The 18,581-nt window shown below is 68.0% G+C and carries 10 protein-coding genes; 2 read left to right on the top strand and 8 right to left on the bottom strand.

Annotation, left to right across the window (positions count from 1 at the left end; all coding sequences use genetic code 11):
- Positions 1–48: 48 nt before the first annotated feature.
- From ACQ66H_RS10240 to ACQ66H_RS10210, 7 genes are all read right to left on the bottom strand, one after another.
- Entirely contained in the window at positions 49–8,892 is an 8,844-nt protein-coding gene (locus ACQ66H_RS10240; RefSeq protein ID WP_430433932.1) for a GH36-type glycosyl hydrolase domain-containing protein, read from the bottom strand.
- Positions 8,893–9,001: 109 nt separating this feature from the next.
- A complete protein-coding gene (locus ACQ66H_RS10235; protein WP_430433931.1) occupies positions 9,002–9,316 on the bottom strand; it encodes a BON domain-containing protein in 315 nt (104 codons plus the stop codon).
- A gap of 314 nt (positions 9,317–9,630) precedes the next feature.
- A complete protein-coding gene (locus tag ACQ66H_RS10230) occupies positions 9,631–12,003 on the bottom strand; it encodes a phosphoketolase family protein (protein ID WP_430433930.1) in 2,373 nt (790 codons plus the stop codon).
- A gap of 108 nt (positions 12,004–12,111) precedes the next feature.
- Complete coding sequence (locus ACQ66H_RS10225; RefSeq protein ID WP_341929182.1) at positions 12,112–12,414, bottom strand: DUF883 family protein; 303 nt, start codon at positions 12,412–12,414, stop codon at positions 12,112–12,114.
- A gap of 61 nt (positions 12,415–12,475) precedes the next feature.
- Positions 12,476–12,637 carry a DUF1328 domain-containing protein gene (locus tag ACQ66H_RS10220; RefSeq protein WP_304003688.1) on the bottom strand — a complete coding sequence of 54 codons (162 nt, stop codon included), beginning with the start codon at positions 12,635–12,637 and terminating at the stop codon, positions 12,476–12,478.
- Between the two features lie 311 nt (positions 12,638–12,948).
- Positions 12,949–13,203, bottom strand: coding sequence for a hypothetical protein (locus ACQ66H_RS10215; RefSeq protein ID WP_430433929.1), 255 nt, complete (start codon positions 13,201–13,203; stop codon positions 12,949–12,951).
- A 71-nt stretch (positions 13,204–13,274) separates the two neighbouring features.
- Complete coding sequence (locus tag ACQ66H_RS10210) at positions 13,275–13,454, bottom strand: prenyltransferase (protein ID WP_425762052.1); 180 nt, start codon at positions 13,452–13,454, stop codon at positions 13,275–13,277.
- A 374-nt stretch (positions 13,455–13,828) separates the two neighbouring features.
- Here ACQ66H_RS10210 and ACQ66H_RS10205 point away from each other — a divergent pair, with 374 nt between their 5' ends.
- Complete coding sequence (locus tag ACQ66H_RS10205; RefSeq protein WP_430433928.1) at positions 13,829–14,560, top strand: Crp/Fnr family transcriptional regulator; 732 nt, start codon at positions 13,829–13,831, stop codon at positions 14,558–14,560.
- A 112-nt stretch (positions 14,561–14,672) separates the two neighbouring features.
- On the opposite strand, the gene htpG is transcribed toward ACQ66H_RS10205, so the two are convergent.
- Positions 14,673–16,601: a molecular chaperone HtpG gene (gene htpG / locus ACQ66H_RS10200; protein WP_430433927.1), complete on the bottom strand. Its 1,929-nt coding sequence runs from the start codon at positions 16,599–16,601 to the stop codon at positions 14,673–14,675.
- Between the two features lie 82 nt (positions 16,602–16,683).
- Between htpG and ACQ66H_RS10195 the strand changes: the two genes are divergently transcribed.
- Positions 16,684–18,576, top strand: coding sequence for a pseudouridine synthase (locus tag ACQ66H_RS10195; protein WP_430433926.1), 1,893 nt, complete (start codon positions 16,684–16,686; stop codon positions 18,574–18,576).
- Positions 18,577–18,581: the final 5 nt, after the last annotated feature.

Genomic DNA, 18,581 nt, shown 5'->3' with positions numbered 1-18,581 from the left:
AGGGGTCGGTACGGTGTCGTACATAGACGCGACCTGCCGACGGACGGGTCAGCCCGGCAGACTCACCTCGACGTGGTGGGGCTGCCGGTCGTCGACCAGCAGCACCGCGCCGTCGCGACAGTAGGCGCCATCCAGCGTGACCAGGCTGTCCCGCCGTTGGCCGTCCTCCGCCGAGCGACCGACCACGATGTGATAAAGCGTTTCGCCGAAGCGGTAATCGATGACGAAGTCGCGCCACGCTGGCGGCATGCAGGGCCGGATGCGCAGCGTATCGCCCGTGCGTGTGAAACCGAGCAGTGATTCGAGCAGGAGCCGGTACATCCAGCCGGCGGAGCCGGTGTACCAGCTCCAGCCACCGCGGCCGGTGTGCGGGTCCGCCGCGTAAACGTCGGCGGCCATCACGTAGGGTTCGACGCGATAGATCGCCACCGCGTCCGCCGACAGCGCGTGATTGACCGGATTGATCATGTCGGCGACGGCCCAGGCGCGCTCGCCGTCGCCGAGCGCGGCGAAGGCCATCGCCGCCCAGATGGCGCCGTGCGTGTACTGGCCGCCGTTCTCGCGCACGCCCGGCACGTAGCCGCGGATGTAGCCCGGATCGAGGCCGGCCGTGTCGAACGGCGGGTCGAGCAGCTGCACCAGCGCGTCGGCACGGCGGACCAGCCGGGCATCGACCGACTGCATGGCAAGCCGCGCACGGCTGTGGTCGCCCTCGCCGCCGCCGGACAGCACCGACCAGCTCTGCGAGATCGAATCGATGCTGCATTCGGCATTGGCCGCCGAACCCAGCGGCGTGCCGTCGTCGAACCAGGCGCGGCGGTACCAGGCACCGTCCCAGGCGTGCTTCTCGATATTGCGACGCAGACGCACGCTCTCGTTCTTGCATAGATCTGCGACGGCGGCATCGTCGCGTTCCCGTGCCAGGGCGGCGAACTGCTGCAGCACCTCGCACAGGAAGAAGGCCAGCCAGACGCTTTCGCCGCGCCCCTTGATGCCGACGCGGTTCATGCCGTCGTTCCAGTCGCCGGAGCCAATCAGCGGCAATCCGTGGGTGCCGAAGTTCAGCCCGTGGCGGATGGCCCGCACGCAGTGCGCATACAGGCTGTCGGCATCGGCCGAACGCGCCGGCAGATCGTAATAGGCGTCGTCCTCGCCATGTACCGGGCGACCTTCGATGAAGGCGACCTCCTCGTCCAGCACCGCGTCGTCGCCGGTGCTCTGCACGTAGCGGCATACGGCCAGCGGCAACCACAGGAAGTCGTCGGAACAGCGGGTACGCACGCCGCGACCGGAGGGCGGATGCCACCAGTGCTGCACGTCGCCCTCGGCGAACTGGCGGCTGGCGCACAGCAGCAGGTGCGCGCGCGCGCGCTGCGGTTCGGCATGCACCAGTGCCATCATGTCCTGCAGCTGGTCGCGGAAGCCGAAAGCACCGCCCGACTGGTAGTAGCCGCTGCGCGCCCAGACGCGGCAGGCCAGGGTCTGATAGACCAGCCATCCATTGACCAGCAGGTCGAGCGCACGGTCGGGCGTGCGCACCTGTACCGTACCGAGCGTGTGCTGCCAGTGCGCGCGCACGGCGTCCAGCGCCGCCTGCGCCGCCGACGCGCCACGAAAGCGCTGCACCAGGCGGCCGGCATCCTCGAGGTCGCGCCCGCTGCCGAGGCGGAACACGAGTTCGCGTGTCTGCCCCTCTTCAAGATCGACACTCACCTGGATGGCCGCGCACGGGTCCAGACCGGCGCCCACCCGACCCGACAGGCGCTGTCGCCGCATCGCGGCCGGCGCGCGCAGACTGCCGTTGCGACCGATGAACTCGGTGCGGTCGGCGGTCACGGTGCGCGCCGTGTCGTTGACGTCGAAGAAGGCGACCCGCTCGCCGAACTCCATGCTGTAGGGGTTGCGCGCGTAAAGCGCACCGCTGCGCGGCACCGTTTCGGTGACGACGTGCATGGCGGACTTCTCCCGCAGATCGCCCAGCACCCAGTTGACATAGCCGGTGGCCGACAGGCTGCGTGCGCGACCGGACACATTGCGCAGGCGGAGCAACGAAAACTTGACTGGGGCGTCGATGGCGACGAACACCCACAGCTCCGACTGGATGCCGTCGCACGCGGTTTCGAACACGCTGTAGCCGAAGCCGTGCCGGATGGTGAAGGCGCTCGTTGCCCGCACCGGCAGCGGTGTCGGCGACCAGAAGCGGCCGCTCTCCTCGTCGCGCAGATAGATCGCCTCGCCGCCGGTGTCGCTGACCGGATCGTTGTGCCAGGGCGACAGGCGGAACTCGTGCGCGTTGTCGCTCCAGGTGTAGGCGCTGCCGCATTCCGACACCACGGTGCCGAACTGAGGGTTGGCCAGCACGTTCGCCCACGGCGCCGGCGTGACCTGGCCTGGCGCCAGCGAAATCACGTACTCGCGACCGTCCGCGGCAAATCCGCCGATGCCGTTGAAGTGAGTGCGCCCTGCCGCTGCCGCCGCGCCGCTGTCCGGCACTGCGGGCGCCGGCACATCGACGGGCCGGACCACCAGCCTGGGCACTCTTAGCGGCGCGATGCCGCGCTGTTCGATCTGCTCGGCCAACGAGCCGCTGCTGTCGGAAATGACGACGCGCGCGACCGACAACAGCAGCACCCTGTCCTCGCCCGAAATCTGTTCCGCCTGGCGGACGAAGATGCCGCCCGGCCGGTCGATCACGCTGGCTTCGATGCCGGAGGCGATCAGGCCGGTGATCTGGTCCTGCAGCATCTGCCGGTAGCCGGCGTGGTCCTCGTTCCAGATCACCAGATCGACTGCCAGCCCCTTCAGCCGCCAGTAAGCATGCGCCTGCACCATCTGGCGCACGAGGTCGATGTTGGCGGCGTCGGCGATCTGCAGCAGCACGATGGGCAGGTCGCCGGAAATGGCGTAGCCCCAAAGCCCCGACTGTCCGCGCCGGTTGCGCATCAGTACCGCCGGGTCGGCGCGCAGCGACGGGTTGGCGAACAGCACCGACGCCGCGAGGCGCGCGTGCAGCTGGGCGTCGGCCTCGGTCGCGTTGAGCTGGCGCAGCACCACCTGACCGTGCGTCCAGGTCAGATCGATCACGCGATCGGACAGGTGGCGGTCGAGATACTTGTTGACCAGCGCCAGCGCGATGTCGCGGCTGTCCGCCACGCCGGTCACGATGTCCAGTGTGACCGACTGACCGGCGTCGAGCGTGAGCACGCTGCGAATGGCGACCACCGGATCGAGCACCGCGCCGTCGGTGCCCGACAGCGTGGCCGTGTCCATTGCCAGTGCATCGGCGCAGGTACGGGTACGACCAATGAAGCGCATGCGGTCGGTTTCGCACGACACCTGCTCGACATCGACGCCATGTACCGCCATCAGGTGCAGCATCCACGGCGCCTGCTCGCCGTCCGAGCGCGGCCGCCGGGTGCACAGGATGGCCGGCCGGTCGCGCAGGATTTCGGTCTGCACGAACAGATTGCTGAACGCCGGGTGCAGTGCGTCGGAGGCCGCCGGGGCGATCACCACCTCGGCATAGCTGGTGACGTCGATGCGCCGGCGTGTCGAGGTCCGGTTGGTGATGCGCACGCGGCGCAGTTCGATGTCGTCCTCGGGCGACACGACGATTTCCGTATGCGTCTCGAACTCGCCTTCGCCGTCGGCGCTGGCATCGCGTCGGCGGAACTCCGCCCGGCCTTCGGAGAAGATCGCCTCGTAGGACAGTGCGCGACCCTGCACCGGCTGGTGCGCGGCAGACCACATGTTCGACGCGCCGTCGGCAACATCCAGCTCGCGCAGATAGCAGAAGCTGCCGCGGTCGTCGCAGGTGCCGTCCTCGCGCCAGCGCGTGACCGCCAGATCCTTCCAGCGGCTGTAGCCGCCGCCGGCCTGGGTCACCATGACGTGATAGCGGCCGTTGGACAGCAGTTGCACCTCGGGTATCGGCGTGTCCGGCGTGTCGAACACGCGGATCGGCGTCTGCGATGTCAGTGGCGTCGAGCGCAGCGCGTGCAGCTGGGCCGTGTGCTCGAACAGCGCGGTGGCCTTGGGGATGCGTTCGTGCAGCAGCAGCATGACCGACTGGAACAGCCGGTCGGACGCGAAACGCCGTTGCATCGGACGGTCGAGCAGCAGCGACGCCAGCGCAAGCAGGCTCATGCCCTGGTGGTGCGCCATGAAGGCCCGCACGACGACGCGCGTCTGGCCGCGTCGCTGGCGTGCCGGCGTGTAGTCGATGGCCTCGAAGAAGCCGTAGCGCCCGACGAAGCCCTCCCCGGCCATCCGCTGCAGGTTGGCGCAGGCCTCTTCCGGCGCCACCAGCAAGGCGAGCACCGACGCATAGGGCGCGACCACCAGATCGTCGGCCAGACCGCGCTTGAGACCCAGGCCCGGCACACCGAAGGCGCGGTACTGGTAGTTCAGGTGCACATCGACCGTGTTGTAGCCGGACTCTGAGATGCCCCAGGGCACGCCGCGCTGCCGTCCGTACTCGATCTGCCGCGCCACCGCGGCGCGGCAGGTCTGGTCGAGCAGCGTGCCGTCGAAGGACGGCATCACCAGCATCGGCATCAGATACTCGAACATCGATCCGCTCCAGGAGAGCAGCACCGGCTCGCCGCCGGCAGCCGTGAGCAGGCGCCCGAGCGCGAACCAACCCTCCTGCGGCAACTGTCCCTGGGCGATGGCGACGAAGCTGCACAGGCGCGCCTCGGAGGCCAGCAGATCGTAGTAGCTGCTGTCGGCGCGGCGCTCCGGCACGTTGTAGCCGATGGTCAGCAGATGACGCGAGCTGTCGTACAGGAAGTCGTAATCCATGCGCGCCAGACCGGCTGCCTGGGCGGCCAGCGCGTCGAGCCGCGCCAGTCGTTCGCGCGCCCGGCGGCAGCCTTCGTCCAGATGGTGCAGCAGCGTGTTCAGCCAGGCCCGTTGCTCCGCCGAGCACTCGTCTTCGCCCAACTGGGTGCGGGCGGCAAGCCGGCGCCCGATATCGGCACCGAGCGTACGGTCCAGGCCGGCCAGCGTCGACAGTGTTGACATCGCCCCAAGTGACGGCAACAGATCGGTCAGGCCGCCCGTCTGGTGCGACATCGACAGCCAGGGCACCAGTAACGCAAGTTCGTCGAGGGCGTCGCTACACTGGCGGCGCATTGCTGCAGCCCACGTTGCGGCCTCGGACGCAGCGGCGTCGCTGCCCGGCGCAAGCGGCAGGTCCAGCTCGCCGATCAGCACCTGCAGGCGTCGCAGTGCGGCGGCGACCGCGATCAGGGTATCCGGCGGCGCAACGCACAGCGCCCGCAGTTCGCCGCGCAGCACGGTCACACGCCGTGCAGCGTTGACGTCGAGCGCTTCGGCGAGCAGCGCTGCGGTGTCGTCAAGACCGGCGAACAGGCGGACCGGCAGCAGCGGCTGATCGGCCATCGCTGCGAGGCCGGCGCGCAGCGTCAGCAGATGGCCGGCCAGATTGCCGCTGTTGACCGACGACACGTAAAGCGGCGGCATCGGCAGCAGCGTCTGTGTGTCGTACCAGTTGTAGAAGTGGCCGCGGTAGCGTTCCAGCCCCGACATCGTGCGCAGCGTCGATGCGGTGCGTTCCAACATCGGTCCGGCGCACAGATAGCCGAAGTCCCAGGCCGACAGGTTGGCCAGCAGGGCCAGCCCCATATTGGTCGGCGAGGTGCGGTGGGCAATGGCGGCGACGCGGTACTCCTGGTAGTTGTCCGGCGGCAGCCCATGGTCGTCGCTGCCGACCAGGTTGTCGAAGTAGGCCCAGGTGCGGCGCGCCAGGCCGCGCAGGAAATCGGTCTGTGCCGCCGACAGCCGCACGGCGCGGCGTCTGAGCGGCAGGCTCACCCACCAGGCGATCGCCGGCGAGGCGGCCCAGAGCAGGAGCACCGGTGCTGCCGCCAGCAGCAGCTGCGGTGCGGCGAAGCCCAGATACAGCGCGGTGGTTGCCGCCAGCGCCGGCCCGATCCACATCGCCTGCAGGTGGCGGGCGGGCGTGCTGCGCCGGGCCGCCTGGCGATCTGCCTCGCCGGACGGATTCCATTCCAGCAGACGCCGGTGCGACACCTGCATGCGCCACAGCGTGCGCGTGATCGCGTCCAGGCTGTAGAGCGCCTGATGCGGCAGGCAGGCCAGTTCGAAGGCGGCCAGCCGGAGGTGGCGCAGCGCACCTCGCCCGACCATGGACAGGTGCTGGCGCAGCAGCACTTCGGACGGTTTGCGCAGCAGATCGGTCAGGCTCGCGCACAGCGCCGGCAGCAGCACGACGGCGAGCGCGGCGGCGGTCCACATCCAGGCGGAGGACAGCAGCGTCCAGCCGAGCAGCAGCATCAGCACGAGCGACAGCGGTACCAGGCTGCGGCGCAGATTGTCGAACAGCTTCCATTGCGCCAGCAGCGACAGCGGGTTGGGCTGCAGGCGCGTGCCTTCCGCGGCGTCGCACAGGCACATGCAGGGCACGCGGCGCTTCAGCCAGCCGGCAAGCTGCCAGTCGCCGCGTATCCAGCGGTGCCGGCGGGCGACGTCGGCGCCGTAGTGCGCCGGATGGTCCTCGAACAGCTGTACGTCGCTGAGCAGCCCGGCGCGTGCGTAACAGCCTTCCAGCAGGTCGTGACTGAGGATGCGGTTCGGCACGAAGCGCCCGCCGAGCGACTGTTCGAAGGCATCGACGTCGTAGATGCCCTTGCCGATGAAGGAGCCCTCGCCGAACACGTCCTGATAGACGTCGGACACCGCCCGCGTGTACGGATCGATGCCCGGCTCGCCGCCGTGCATGCGCGCGAAGCGCGACCGGCCGGCAGCCGGGAGGCTGGTCGCCACCCGCGGCTGCAGGATGCCGTAGCCCTCGACCACGCGTCGCTTCACCGGGTCGTAGCGCGGCCGGTTCAGCGGATGGGCCATGGCGCCGACCAGCTGGCGGGCGGCGTCGCGCGGCAGCTGGGTGTCGGTATCCAGCGTGATTACATAGGTCACGTCGCGCAGCGGCGCGGTATTGCCGACGACCAGCGAGAAGACGTTGACGTCCTGTTCGGGCAGGCGGCCGCGCAGCAGCGCATTCAGCTCCGCCAGCTTGCCGCGCTTGCGTTCATAGCCCATCCAGACGCCCTGCTGCGGATTCCAGCGCCGTGCGCGGTGGAACAGGAAGAAGCGGTCGCCGCTCAGCGCTGCGCACGCGTCGCCATACTTCGCGTTCAATTCCTCGATTCGCAGTCGGGCCAGCGCCAGCAGGGCGGCATCGCCCGGCTGCGTGGCCACCGGCGCGTCGGCGAAGTCGGTGAGCAGCCCGAAGTGCAGGCGCGGGTCGCGGTTGGCGAGAAAGCGCACCTCCAGCGCTTCCACCAGCGATTCGACGGCCGCCTCGCCGGTGATCATCGTCGGCACCACGACCAGCGTGCGGGCACCCTCTTCCACGCCCGCCGAATAATCCATGCGCGGCAGCGGGCGCGCCGCCACAAGCAGCGTCACCAGCCAGTTCACCAGCGAAAGTGCGAGCTGGCTCACGCCCGGCAGCAACAGCAGTCCGAGCGCGTAGAGCGCCAGTCCGCCCGCCCAGCCGGGCACGCGATCGAGCGGCACACCGGCCAGCAGCCAGGCTTCGACCAGTGCGGTCAGCAGCGCAATGCTGCCAAGATAGGGCAGCAGAGGAACGCGCCCGACGGCCCTGCCCAGCGCGCGAAAGGCCGACAGGCGGATACCGAGCGCGCGCTCCAGTTCGGGCAGCCCGCGGTCGGCCAGGTAGAAGCCGACGTGGCCGATGCGCCCGGGCTGGACCGCGGCGCCGGCGCTCGCCAGTTCGAGCGCCTTCAGTGCGACCTCGCTCTCGCTCACGCCGCCCCGTCGCGCGATGGCTTCAGTGGCATGGCGGTAGTGATCGCGGCTGCCGAAATCCATCCGGCCGTAAATGCCGTCCGGGTCCCGGCGCAGGATCTGCTCGACCACGCTGAGGCTTTCGACGAAATCGCGCCAGTCGGCAGCCCCGAGCACGCGCAGGCTGCCGATGCTGTTGCTGATCGACAGCTGGTCGGCCGCCTGCTGCTGGTTCTCCTGCTGCACGAGTTGTTCGATCGTCAGCGAGGACTCGGACAGATACTGTTCGATCCAGGTCAGCGGCAGCGCCAGCGCCGGGCCGCGCCCCTGCAGCCTGCGCGCCAGTTCGGCAACGAAGGCGCCCACCATGGGCGGCTTCGAATGCGCCATGTCGGCGATGACGAGGATCAGTCCGGCGGGGTTGCGCTCGACCGCCTCCGTCATGCGGTCGGCCCAGACGCCGGCCAGCGTGCGCTGATTCCAGCAGGCGGCCACGTGCGCGCCCACCCGGCGCAGATTCTCGATCAGCGCCAGACGCAGCATGATGGGCACCGCCCACAGTTCGCCTATCGTCAGCGGCGACACTGTCTGGTAGGCGGCCACGAAGCGGCCCAGACTTTCGGTGTCGACGCGGCCGTCGCCGTGCGCCACGGCGGCCAGCGCGATGTCGTACACCCGCGGATGCCCGGCCGACGGGCCACGCGCCAGGCGCGGCAGTTCGCGGCTGTAGCCCTTGGGCAGATGCCGTTCGGCCGCGCGGATGTGCTCTTCGATCAGGTAGAAGTTGTCGAGCAGCCAGTCGGCCGCCGGCGTGATGCGCCGGCTTTCGGTCGCCGCCTCGGCCAGCAGGGCGCTGACGCCCGCAAGCACGACTTCGTTCTCGGCCAGACGCGCCAGCAGCCGGTCCGCCATGCGGCCGGCGGTCAGCGTATGCGATGCGGCCAGCGCCTTGCCGTGCTGCGCCATCTGTTCGGCGCTGAACAGGCCACCGCGCAGCGGCGTTTCGTCGTCGGGCGCGCGCTCAACGCGCCGCGCATCGTGGCGACGTCGTCTCCATGCTCGCCATCGCGCGCCGGCGGACAGTCGGGCACTCACGGCAGTGACCTTCCGCCGGCCGCAGCGGCGCCCGCAGCGGCGGGCTGAAGTGTGTGTCCGGCCACCGGCCGGACCCTGTTCGCGCCGACGGGCTGCAGTCGGCGACCACTCACTTGATGCGCATGTCGTTCTTGATCGACTTCACGCCACCGACTGTGCGTGTAACCGCGACAGCCTTGTCCATCATGGCCTGCGTGCTGACGAAACCGCTCAGTTGCACGACGCCCTTGAAGGTTTCGACGTTGATCTCGGCCACCTTCAGCGACGGTTCATTGAGGATGGCGGCCTTGACCTTGGTGGTGATGACGCTGTCGTCGATGTACTCGCCGGTGCCTTCCTGCTTCGAGGTGGATGCGCAGCCGACGGCCGTCACCAGTGCCACGGCAAGGAAGACTGCTGAGAGGTATTTGCCCAGTTGTTTCATGATGGAAATCTCCTGATGAGGAATGGGGACGGTGGCCTGACGGCACACCGGAGAGAGGTCTCGACACCATGCAGCGCTGGTGCGACGCAAGATGCCGGCAAACGGCAGGCCCGGGTCGGCGATCCGCTCACTGCGGCTCGACCGATGCGAGGGTCATCGGTGAAGTCATCGACGAAGCCCTTCTGCTGCAGCGGATCCGGTTGAACCCGACACAGCACGGAGAGCATAGCGAGTGGCTGCACGGGGGTATGTACGGCAGCGCACACAACGTGTCTTCAGGCAGGGGCGAGCACTGCGCCCGGAACGGCGGACGCTCAGGCAAGCGGCGGCGTCGGCCACTGCCAGTTGCGGATCTCCGGCATGTCTTCGCCATGCTCGAGGATGTACTGGCGGTGGGCGTTCAGACGGTCGCGCATGCGCTGCTTGATGTGTGCGGCCTGCGGCTGCAGCATCGGCACACGGCTGGCGACGTCCATGACGAGGTGGAAACGGTCGAGCATGTTCAGCACCACCATGTCGAAGGGCGTCGTCGTCGTGCCCTCCTCCTTGTAGCCGCGCACATGCAGGTTGCCGTGGTTGCTGCGCCGGTAGGTCAGGCGGTGGATGAGCCAGGGGTAGCCGTGATAGGCGAACAGGATGGGTACGTCGGGCCGGAACAGCGACACGAACTCGTCGTCCGACAGGCCATGCGGATGCTCTTCACGCGGCTGCAGCGTCATCAGGTTGACCACGTTGATGAAGCGCACCTTGAGCGTCGGCGCCAGTTCGCGCAGCAGGTCTATGGCGGCCAGCATTTCCAGCGTCGGCACGTCTCCCGCGGCGGCGAGCACCACGTCGGGCTCGCCCGCGCTGTCGCTGCAGGCCCACTCCCACATGCCGATGCCCGCCTCGGCGTGATCGACTGCGGCGTCCATCGACAGCCACTGCCGTTCCGGATGCTTGCCGGCGACGATCACGTTCACCCGGTCGCGGCTGCGCAGGCAGACGTCGGTCACGTAGAGCAGCGTGTTGGCGTCCGGCGGCAGATAGACGCGGATGATGTCGGCCTTCTTGTTCACAACGTGATCGATGAAGCCGGGATCCTGGTGCGAAAAGCCGTTGTGGTCCTGCCGCCAGACATGCGAGGTGAGCAGGATGTTGAGCGAGGCGACCGGGCGGCGCCACGGTATGCCGCGGCACACCTTGAGCCACTTGGCGTGCTGGTTGAACATCGAGTTGACGATGTGGATGAAGGCTTCGTAGCAGCTGAACAGGCCGTGCCGCCCGCTCAGCAGATAGCCCTCCAGCCAGCCCTGGCAGGCATGCTCCGACAGCATTTCCATCACCCGGCCATCGGGCGCCAGATGGTCGTCGGCATCGAAGCGCTGCGCCATCCAGGTGCGGCCGGTCACTTCGAACACCGCGCCGAGCCGGTTGGACGCGGTCTCGTCCGGACCGAACAGGCGGAAGCTGTGCGGGTTGTCGCGCATCACGTCGCGCAGGAAGCCGCCCATCACCCGCGTTGACTCGGCCACTGTCGCGCCGGGCGCCGGCACGTCGATCGCGTGGCTGCGGAAGTCCGGCAGGCGCAGGTCGCGCAGCAGCGTGCCGCCGTTGGCGTGCGGATTGGCACCCATGCGGCGCGTGCCGTGCGGCGCCAGGGCGAGCAGTTCCGGTCGGGGCGCGCCATTGGCGTCGAACAGTTCGTCCGGCCGGTAGGATTGCATCCACTCTTCCAGCAGGCGCAGATGCTCCGGATTGTCCATGTCGCCGAAAGGCACCTGGTGCGAACGCCAGCTGCCTTCCGTCTTCAGGCCATCAACCTCCTTCGGACCGGTCCAGCCCTTGGGCGAGCGCAGCACGATCATCGGCCACTGCGGCCGGCTCATGTAGGTCCCCTGGCGCGCGCGGTGCTGGATGTCGCGGATGGCGCTGATCGCCTTGCCGACCGCCTTCGCCATCAGATCGTGCATCAGCACCGGATCGTCACCCTCTACGAAGATGGGTGCGTGGCCGTAACCGATCAGCAGGCTTTCCAGCTCGGCATGACTGATGCGGGCCAGCAGGGTCGGGCTGGCGATCTTGTAGCCGTTCAGGTGCAGCACCGGCAGCACGGCGCCGTCGGTGCGCGGGTTCAGGAACTTGTTCGAATGCCACGAGGTGGCCAGCGGCCCGGTTTCGGCCTCACCGTCACCGACCACGCAGCAGGCGATCAGGTCCGGGTTGTCGAATACCGCGCCGTAGGCGTGCAGCAGCGCATAGCCAAGTTCGCCGCCTTCGTGAATGGAACCGGGCGTCTCCGGTGCGGCGTGGCTCGGGATGCCGCCAGGGAAGGAGAACTGGCGGAACAGCCGGCGCATGCCTTCGGCGTCCTGCGTCACGTCCGGATAGAACGCGCTGTAACTGCCTTCCAGCCAGGTATTCGCGACCACCGCGGGACCGCCGTGACCCGGGCCGGCGACGAAGATCATGTCGAGGTCGTGGTGGCGGATCGCCCTGTTCATGTGGGCGTAGATGAAGTTCAGCCCCGGGGTCGTCCCCCAGTGTCCGAGCAGGCGCGGCTTGATGTGGGCGCGCTGCAGCGGCTGTCTGAGCAGCGGGTTGTCGAGCAGGTAGATCTGTCCGACCGACAGGTAGTTGGCGGCACGCCACCACGCGTCCAGCCGCCGCAGTTCGTCCGCGTCGGGCAGCGCCGAAGGCTGGGTCATGTCCTCTCTCCTGGTCATCGCCTGCGCAAAATCACCGCGAGCGCCCGGGTTCGCCGGCGTCTCGCGGTAGGCCGCTGACCGGACCCGTCCGAATGGATTGAAGATGGCTCAGTGACGCCGGATGAGCAAGGCGGCAACCAGCCCGGCGGTGGCCGCGAGCGCAATGGCCTTCCACGGATGTTCGGTCACGTAGCCCTGTGTGGCGTCGGCAGCGCGGCGCGTCGTGTCGGCGAGCGCCACGCGTGCCTCGTGCAGGCGGGACTTCGCGTCGATCAGATGAGCCTCGACCCGGGCCTGCACGGCGGCGCGGTCTCCCTCGCCGAGGTCGGCATCGGGCGTTCGCCAGTCCTTCACGGTGCTGTCCTTCTTGCCGTCCAGCGGGGAATGCAGCGGATTCGTTTCGATGTTCATCGGGATTCCTTTCACAAGCACGTCCGGGCAACCACGCCCGTGACGGGCGCGGCAACGAAGTTCAGCGTCGCATCAGTCCCATGATCAGGGTGACGCCGAATACGACCAGAAAGACGAAGAAAAGTATCTTCGCAATATCGGTGGCGCCAGCCGCAATGCCGCCGAAACCGAACACGGCTGCGACGATGGCGATGACGAAGAATATGACGGCCCATCTCAACATGGTGATCTCCTTCCCAGGGGCGGCGATCTGCAACTTTCCCCGAATCAGACTGCAAACCGGGTCCGGCGATGCCGGCCCCGCGACGGCGCGGAACGGCGGCCGCCTTGCGGGCCGTCCATTGGTAAGCGCGTGAGTCCATCGTGTGCCGCGACCGCTGACCCGTCTGTACGCCACCGTACCAATGTGCCGCACGAGGCGTACCGGCCGGCTCACGCCCGAAGGCGCGGCCGCGCCTTCGCGACACCAGAGGCGATCGAACGGGCGTCGCACCGTATCGGATGCCTGTGCGGGGTCCATCGGCTGCGCGCCCACTACTTTCCGGCCGCGTCCTGGATCTTCTCGCCAGCCCTCTCGATGCTCTCGCCGGCTTTCCGTGTCGCGTCGTCAACATTGTCGCCGGCGCGATCGGCGGCGCGATCCACATCCCGTGATACCTTGTCGCCAGCTTCATCAATGTTCCTGCCGGCGCTTTCCATCGGGCCTTCCTGCTTCTGGCAACCCGACAGTACCGCGAGGCAGGCCGCCAGTATCCATACGCGGCCGATGCCCTCATGTGCGTGCTTCATCTGTATCTCCTCTCCCGATTCGTGCATGCAGACAGAATGAGAATGCGCGACCTTCACCGGCCGCGCATCGCTCACTTCTTGTCCTTGCCTACTTCGTGCCCGATGATGCCGCCCACGGCCGCGCCGCCCACTGCGCCGGCTGCACTGCCGCCGGTCAGTACCGCACCGCCCACGGCGCCGGCACCGGCGCCGATGGCCGTATTCCTGTCCTGCGCCGACATGCCGGAGCAGGCCCCGAGCAGAAGCAGCATTGCTGCCGCCGCGCTCACCCGGGTACATCCCCGGGTACATCGATTCATCATTTCCATGGTGTCACCTCGTCTGTTCGATCGTGCCTGCCGATCTGCTGCGGGGTCCGGAACGGCTCGGGACCTGCGGCGTCGCGCAGCTTTCGACCGATTCGAAGCGGTCATCCCCGGCGCCACCTGCATGGGTGTCGCGCCCCGGAAACACAATGAACCTGCAGTCCTTGCCCGTCTGTCTGCTGGCGTACCGAAGCCTCGCGGCAGCGCGCATCCCACAGGCATCCCCTCCGATCGCACTGTGTGCGCTACCGCCCCGACCGCTCGTCGATCGCCGCGTATGCTTGCACTGGCCGGAATTACCCGACGCCAGGAAGGTCGCCGTGCCCACTCATTCCACTGCAGCAGCCGGCAACAGCTTCATCGCCGCGCTGCCGCGCCGGGAACGCCAGCATCTGCTGGCCAGCTGCGATACCGTTGAACTCGTCCTGTCGGACGTACTGGCCGAACCGGGTCAGCGCATACGCCAGGTCCACTTTCCGATCGGCAGCTTCATTTCACTGATCACGCCGGTCAACGCCACCGCCAGCATCGAGGTCGGGCTGGTGGGCAACGAGGGGATGCTGGGTGCGACCCTGCTGTTCGGGGTCGATGTATCGCCGCTGCACGCACTGGTGCAGGGCGCAGGGCCGGCGCTGTGCATGGACGCCAGGCGTTTCCGCAATGAACTCGAGTCGGTGCCTGCGTTGCAGCGCGCGCTGGGGCGTTACCTCTACGTGACCATGGCGCAGCTTGCACAGACCGCTGCCTGTCCGCGCTTTCACCTGGTCGAAGCCCGTCTCGCACGCTGGCTGCTGATGACGCAGGACCGCGCGCACTCTCCGCACTTCCACCTGACGCACGAGTTTCTGGCCTACATGCTGGGCGTCAGGCGCGTCGGCGTGACACACGCGGCCACCGCGCTGCAAACGCGCAAGCTGATCAGTTACCGCCGCGGCAACATCACCGTACTCGACCGCAAGGGTCTGGAAGCCGCGTCGTGCAGCTGCTACGCCGCCAACAATGCGGTCTGGGACAGCGTGATGGGGCGACGCGCGCAGCAGCGCGCCGGTTAGGCCCGCCGACAGCCGTAGACGCACGAACGGCGCAGTGCGATACCTGCGCCGTTCGGCATGACCTGCACTGAAGCCGCCGCACCGGTCGTCCGGTCGCGGCGGCCTGGCCGGGTCAGCTGCGTTCGCCGGCCATCGCCAGCATGAGCTGGTTCATCCGGCGCACGAAGCTGGCCGGATCTTCGAGCGCGCCACCTTCGGCCAGCAGGGCCTGATCGAACAGCACGCCCGCCCAGTCATCGAAGTGCGCTTCTTCACCGCGCAGCCGCTGCACCACCGGGTGCTGCGGATTGATTTCGAGAATGGGTTTGGACAGCGGCGCTTCCTGCCCGGCCGACTTCAGGATGCGGGCGAGGTTGCCGCCGATGTCGAACTCGTCCGACACCAGGCAAGCCGGCGACTCGGTCAGGCGATGCGTGATGCGCACCTCCTTCACCCGCTCGACCAGACTGGCCTGCAGTTTGTCGACCAGCGGCTTGAATTCGCCTTCGTCGCGCTCCAGCGCTTTCTTCTCTTCCTCGTCGGCCAGCGCGCCGAGGTCGAGGCCCCCCTTGGCGACCGACACCAGTTGCTTGCCGTCGAAGTCGTTCATGTTGCCGACCACCCACTCGTCGATACGGTCGGACAGCAGCAGCACCTCGATGCCCTTCTTGCGGAACACTTCGAGGTGCGGACTGTTCTTCGCCGCCTTGAAGGTTTCAGCGGTGACGTAATAGATCTTGTCCTGACCTTCCTTCATGCGGCCGATATAGTCGGCGAAGGACACCGACTGTTCCTCGGTGTCGAGATGGGTCGAGGCGAAGCGCAGCAGCCCGGCCACCTTTTCGCGGTTGGCCTGGTCCTCGCCCACGCCTTCCTTCAGCACGCGGCCGAATTCCTTCCAGAAGGTGGCGTACTTGTCCTTCTGGTTTTCGGCGAGGTCTTCCAGCACCGACAGGATCTTCTTCGTGCAGCCGGAGCGGATGGTGTCGATGTCACGGCTTTCCTGCAGGATTTCGCGCGACACGTTGAGCGGCAGGTCGGCCGAATCGACCACGCCGCGCACGAAGCGCAGATAGGCCGGCAGCAGCTTTTCGGCGTCGTCCATGATGAACACGCGGCGCACGTAGAGCTTGAGGCCATGACTGGCGTTGCGGTCCCACATGTCGAAGGGCGCGCGCGACGGGATGTAGAGCAGCTGCGTGTATTCGTGACGGCCCTCGACGCGGGTGTGGGTCCACGCCAGCGGATCACTGAAGTCGCGGGCGACGTGCTTGTAGAACTCGACGTATTGCTCGTCGCTGATGTCCGACTTCGAGCGGGTCCACAGCGCGCTGGCCTGGTTGACCGTTTCATCCTCGTCGGTCACGACCTGCTTGTGTTCGCCATCAACGTCCTTCCACTCCTCCTTCTTCATCACCACCGGCTGCAGGATGTGGTCGGAATACTCACGGATGATGGAGCGCAGCTTGAAGCCGGACAGCAGCTCGTCCTGGTCCTCGCGCAGGTGCAGCACGATTTCGGTGCCGCGGTCGGCCTTGGTGATGGATTCCACCGAATACTCGCCGGCGGTGTCGCCGGTCATCGAGCAGGACCAGCGCACGCCCTGTTCGGCCGGCAGACCGGCGCGACGGGTGTTCACGGTGACGGTGTCGGCGACGATGAAGGCGGAGTAGAAACCGACGCCGAACTGGCCGATCAGATTGGCGTCCTTCTTCTGGTCGCCGGTCAGGCTGGAGAAGAACTCCTTGGTACCGCTGCGGGCGATGGTGCCCAGATGCGAAATCGCATCGTCGCGCGACATGCCGATGCCGTTGTCGGTGATGGTGATGGTGCGCGCCGCCTTGTCGTAGGCAACGCGTATCTTCAGGTCGGCATCGGATTCGAACAGCGCCGGGTTGGCGATGGCTTCGAAGCGCAGCTTGTCGCAGGCGTCCGACGCATTGCTCACCAGTTCGCGCAGGAAGATGTCGCGATTGCTGTACAGCGAGTGGATCATCAGGTGCAGCAGCTGCTTCACCTCGGCCTGGAAATTCATGGTCTGGGCGGTTGCGGTGTCCGACATGACAACTCCGAATCAGTAGACGTGGGGTGGGATGACAACGGCGGGATATGGAGACTTCCCCCCGGCATTTCAAGACCCCGCTATGCTGTCGGGTCCACAGAATGTTTTCATGCCGATGACCACCCGCACCAAACTGGGTTTGCCGCGCAAATCCGACGACAACACGCCGACCGACCGTGATCCGGCCCGCAAGCCGGTGCGCAACAGCACGGCCAAGTCGCGCACGCTGAGCCGCAACACGACGCAGGTCGCACCGGCCGCCAAGTCCTACGCCAAACCCGCCGCCAAGGACGCGCCCGCGCGCAAGCCGCGCGCCGCGCGTCCGGACGGCGAACGTCCGCCGCGCAAGGAATTCGGCGACCGCCCGCCACGCCCGGCCGGCGAAAAGCGCGAGTGGACACCGCGCCCGGACCGCGACGCCCGTCCGCCGCGCGCCGAATCCGGTGAGCGCACGCCGTGGGAAAACCGCGAACGCCCGGCCCGCAGTGAGTCGGGCGGAAATTCCGGCGAACGCCCGCCGCGCAAGGAATTTGGTGACCGCCCGCCGCGCCCGACTGGCGAGAAGCGCGAGTGGACACCGCGCCCGGACCGCGACGCCCGTCCGCCGCGCGCCGATTCCGGCGAGCGCAAGCCGTGGGAAAACCGCGAACGCCCGGCCCGCAGTGAGTCGGGCGGAAATTCCGGCGAACGCCCGCCGCGCAAGGAATTTGGTGACCGCCCGCCGCGCCCGACTGGCGAGAAGCGCGAGTGGACACCGCGCCCGGACCGCGACGCCCGTCCGCCGCGCGCCGATTCCGGCGAGCGCAAGCCGTGGGAAAACCGCGAACGCCCGGCCCGCAGTGAGTCGGGCGGAAATTCCGGCGAACGCCCTCCGCGCAAGGAATTCGGTGACCGTCCGCCGCGCCCGGCCGGCGAGAAGCGCGAGTGGACACCGCGCCCGGACCGCGACGCCCGTCCGCCGCGCGCCGATTCCGGCGAGCGCAAGCCTTGGGAGAACCGCGAACGCCCGGTCCGCAGCGAATCAGGCGGAAACTCCGGCGATCGTCCGCCGCGTCGCAGTGAGGGCGACAGCCGTCCTGCCCGCGCCCGCAGCGATTTCAAGCCGCGTCCGCCCAAGGCGGCGCCGGTGCGTCCGGCCAAGGCCTGGGACGAACGTGAAACCGACAAGCTGGGCCGCGTGCAGGCCGACAAGGGCGAGGATGGCGACGACGCGAAGGACGGCATCCGCGTGTCTCGCTGGCTGGCCGACCGCGGTGCCGCGTCGCGTCGCGAGGCGGACGACTGGATCGCCCGCGGCTGGGTCACCGTCGATGGCGAAGTGGCGCTGCTGGGCCAGCGCGTGCTGCCGCACCAGAAGGTCGAGGTGCACAAGCAGGCACGCGCCGACCAGGCGCTGCGCGTGACCGTGCTGATGCACAAGCCGGTCGGCTATGTCAGCGGCCAGGCGGAAGACGGCCACGAACCGGCCAGCGTGCTCTTCCTGCCGGAGAACCAGTGGGCCGGCGACCGCTCCGGCCTCAAGTTCAACCGCAACCACCTGCGTGGCCTGGCGCCGGCCGGTCGTCTCGACATCGATTCGCATGGCCTGCTGGTGCTGACCCAGGACGGTCGCGTCGCCCGCCAGCTGATCGGCGAGGACTCGACCATCGAGAAGGAATACCTGGTGCGCGTCCGTGCGACCAAGCCCTTCGGTCGCGGTGCGCTGTCCGAGGATTTCCCCGAGGAGTCGCTGAAGCTGCTCAACCACGGGCTGGAGCTGGACGGCGAGCCGCTGAAGCCGGCCAAGGTGAGCTGGCAGAACGAGGAGCAGATGCGTTTCGTGCTGCGAGAGGGCAAGAAGCGCCAGATCCGCCGCATGTGCGAACTGGTCGGCCTCGAAGTCGTCGCGCTCAAGCGCGTGCGCATCGGCCGCGTTCCGCTGGCCGACCTGCCGGTCGGCAAGTGGCGTTACCTGCGCAAGGACGAGCTGTTCTGAGCGCC

This window comes from Methyloversatilis sp. (assembly GCF_965284615.1).
GTDB lineage: Bacteria > Pseudomonadota > Gammaproteobacteria > Burkholderiales > Rhodocyclaceae > Methyloversatilis.
This window is presented reverse-complemented; position numbering and strand designations above follow the sequence as displayed.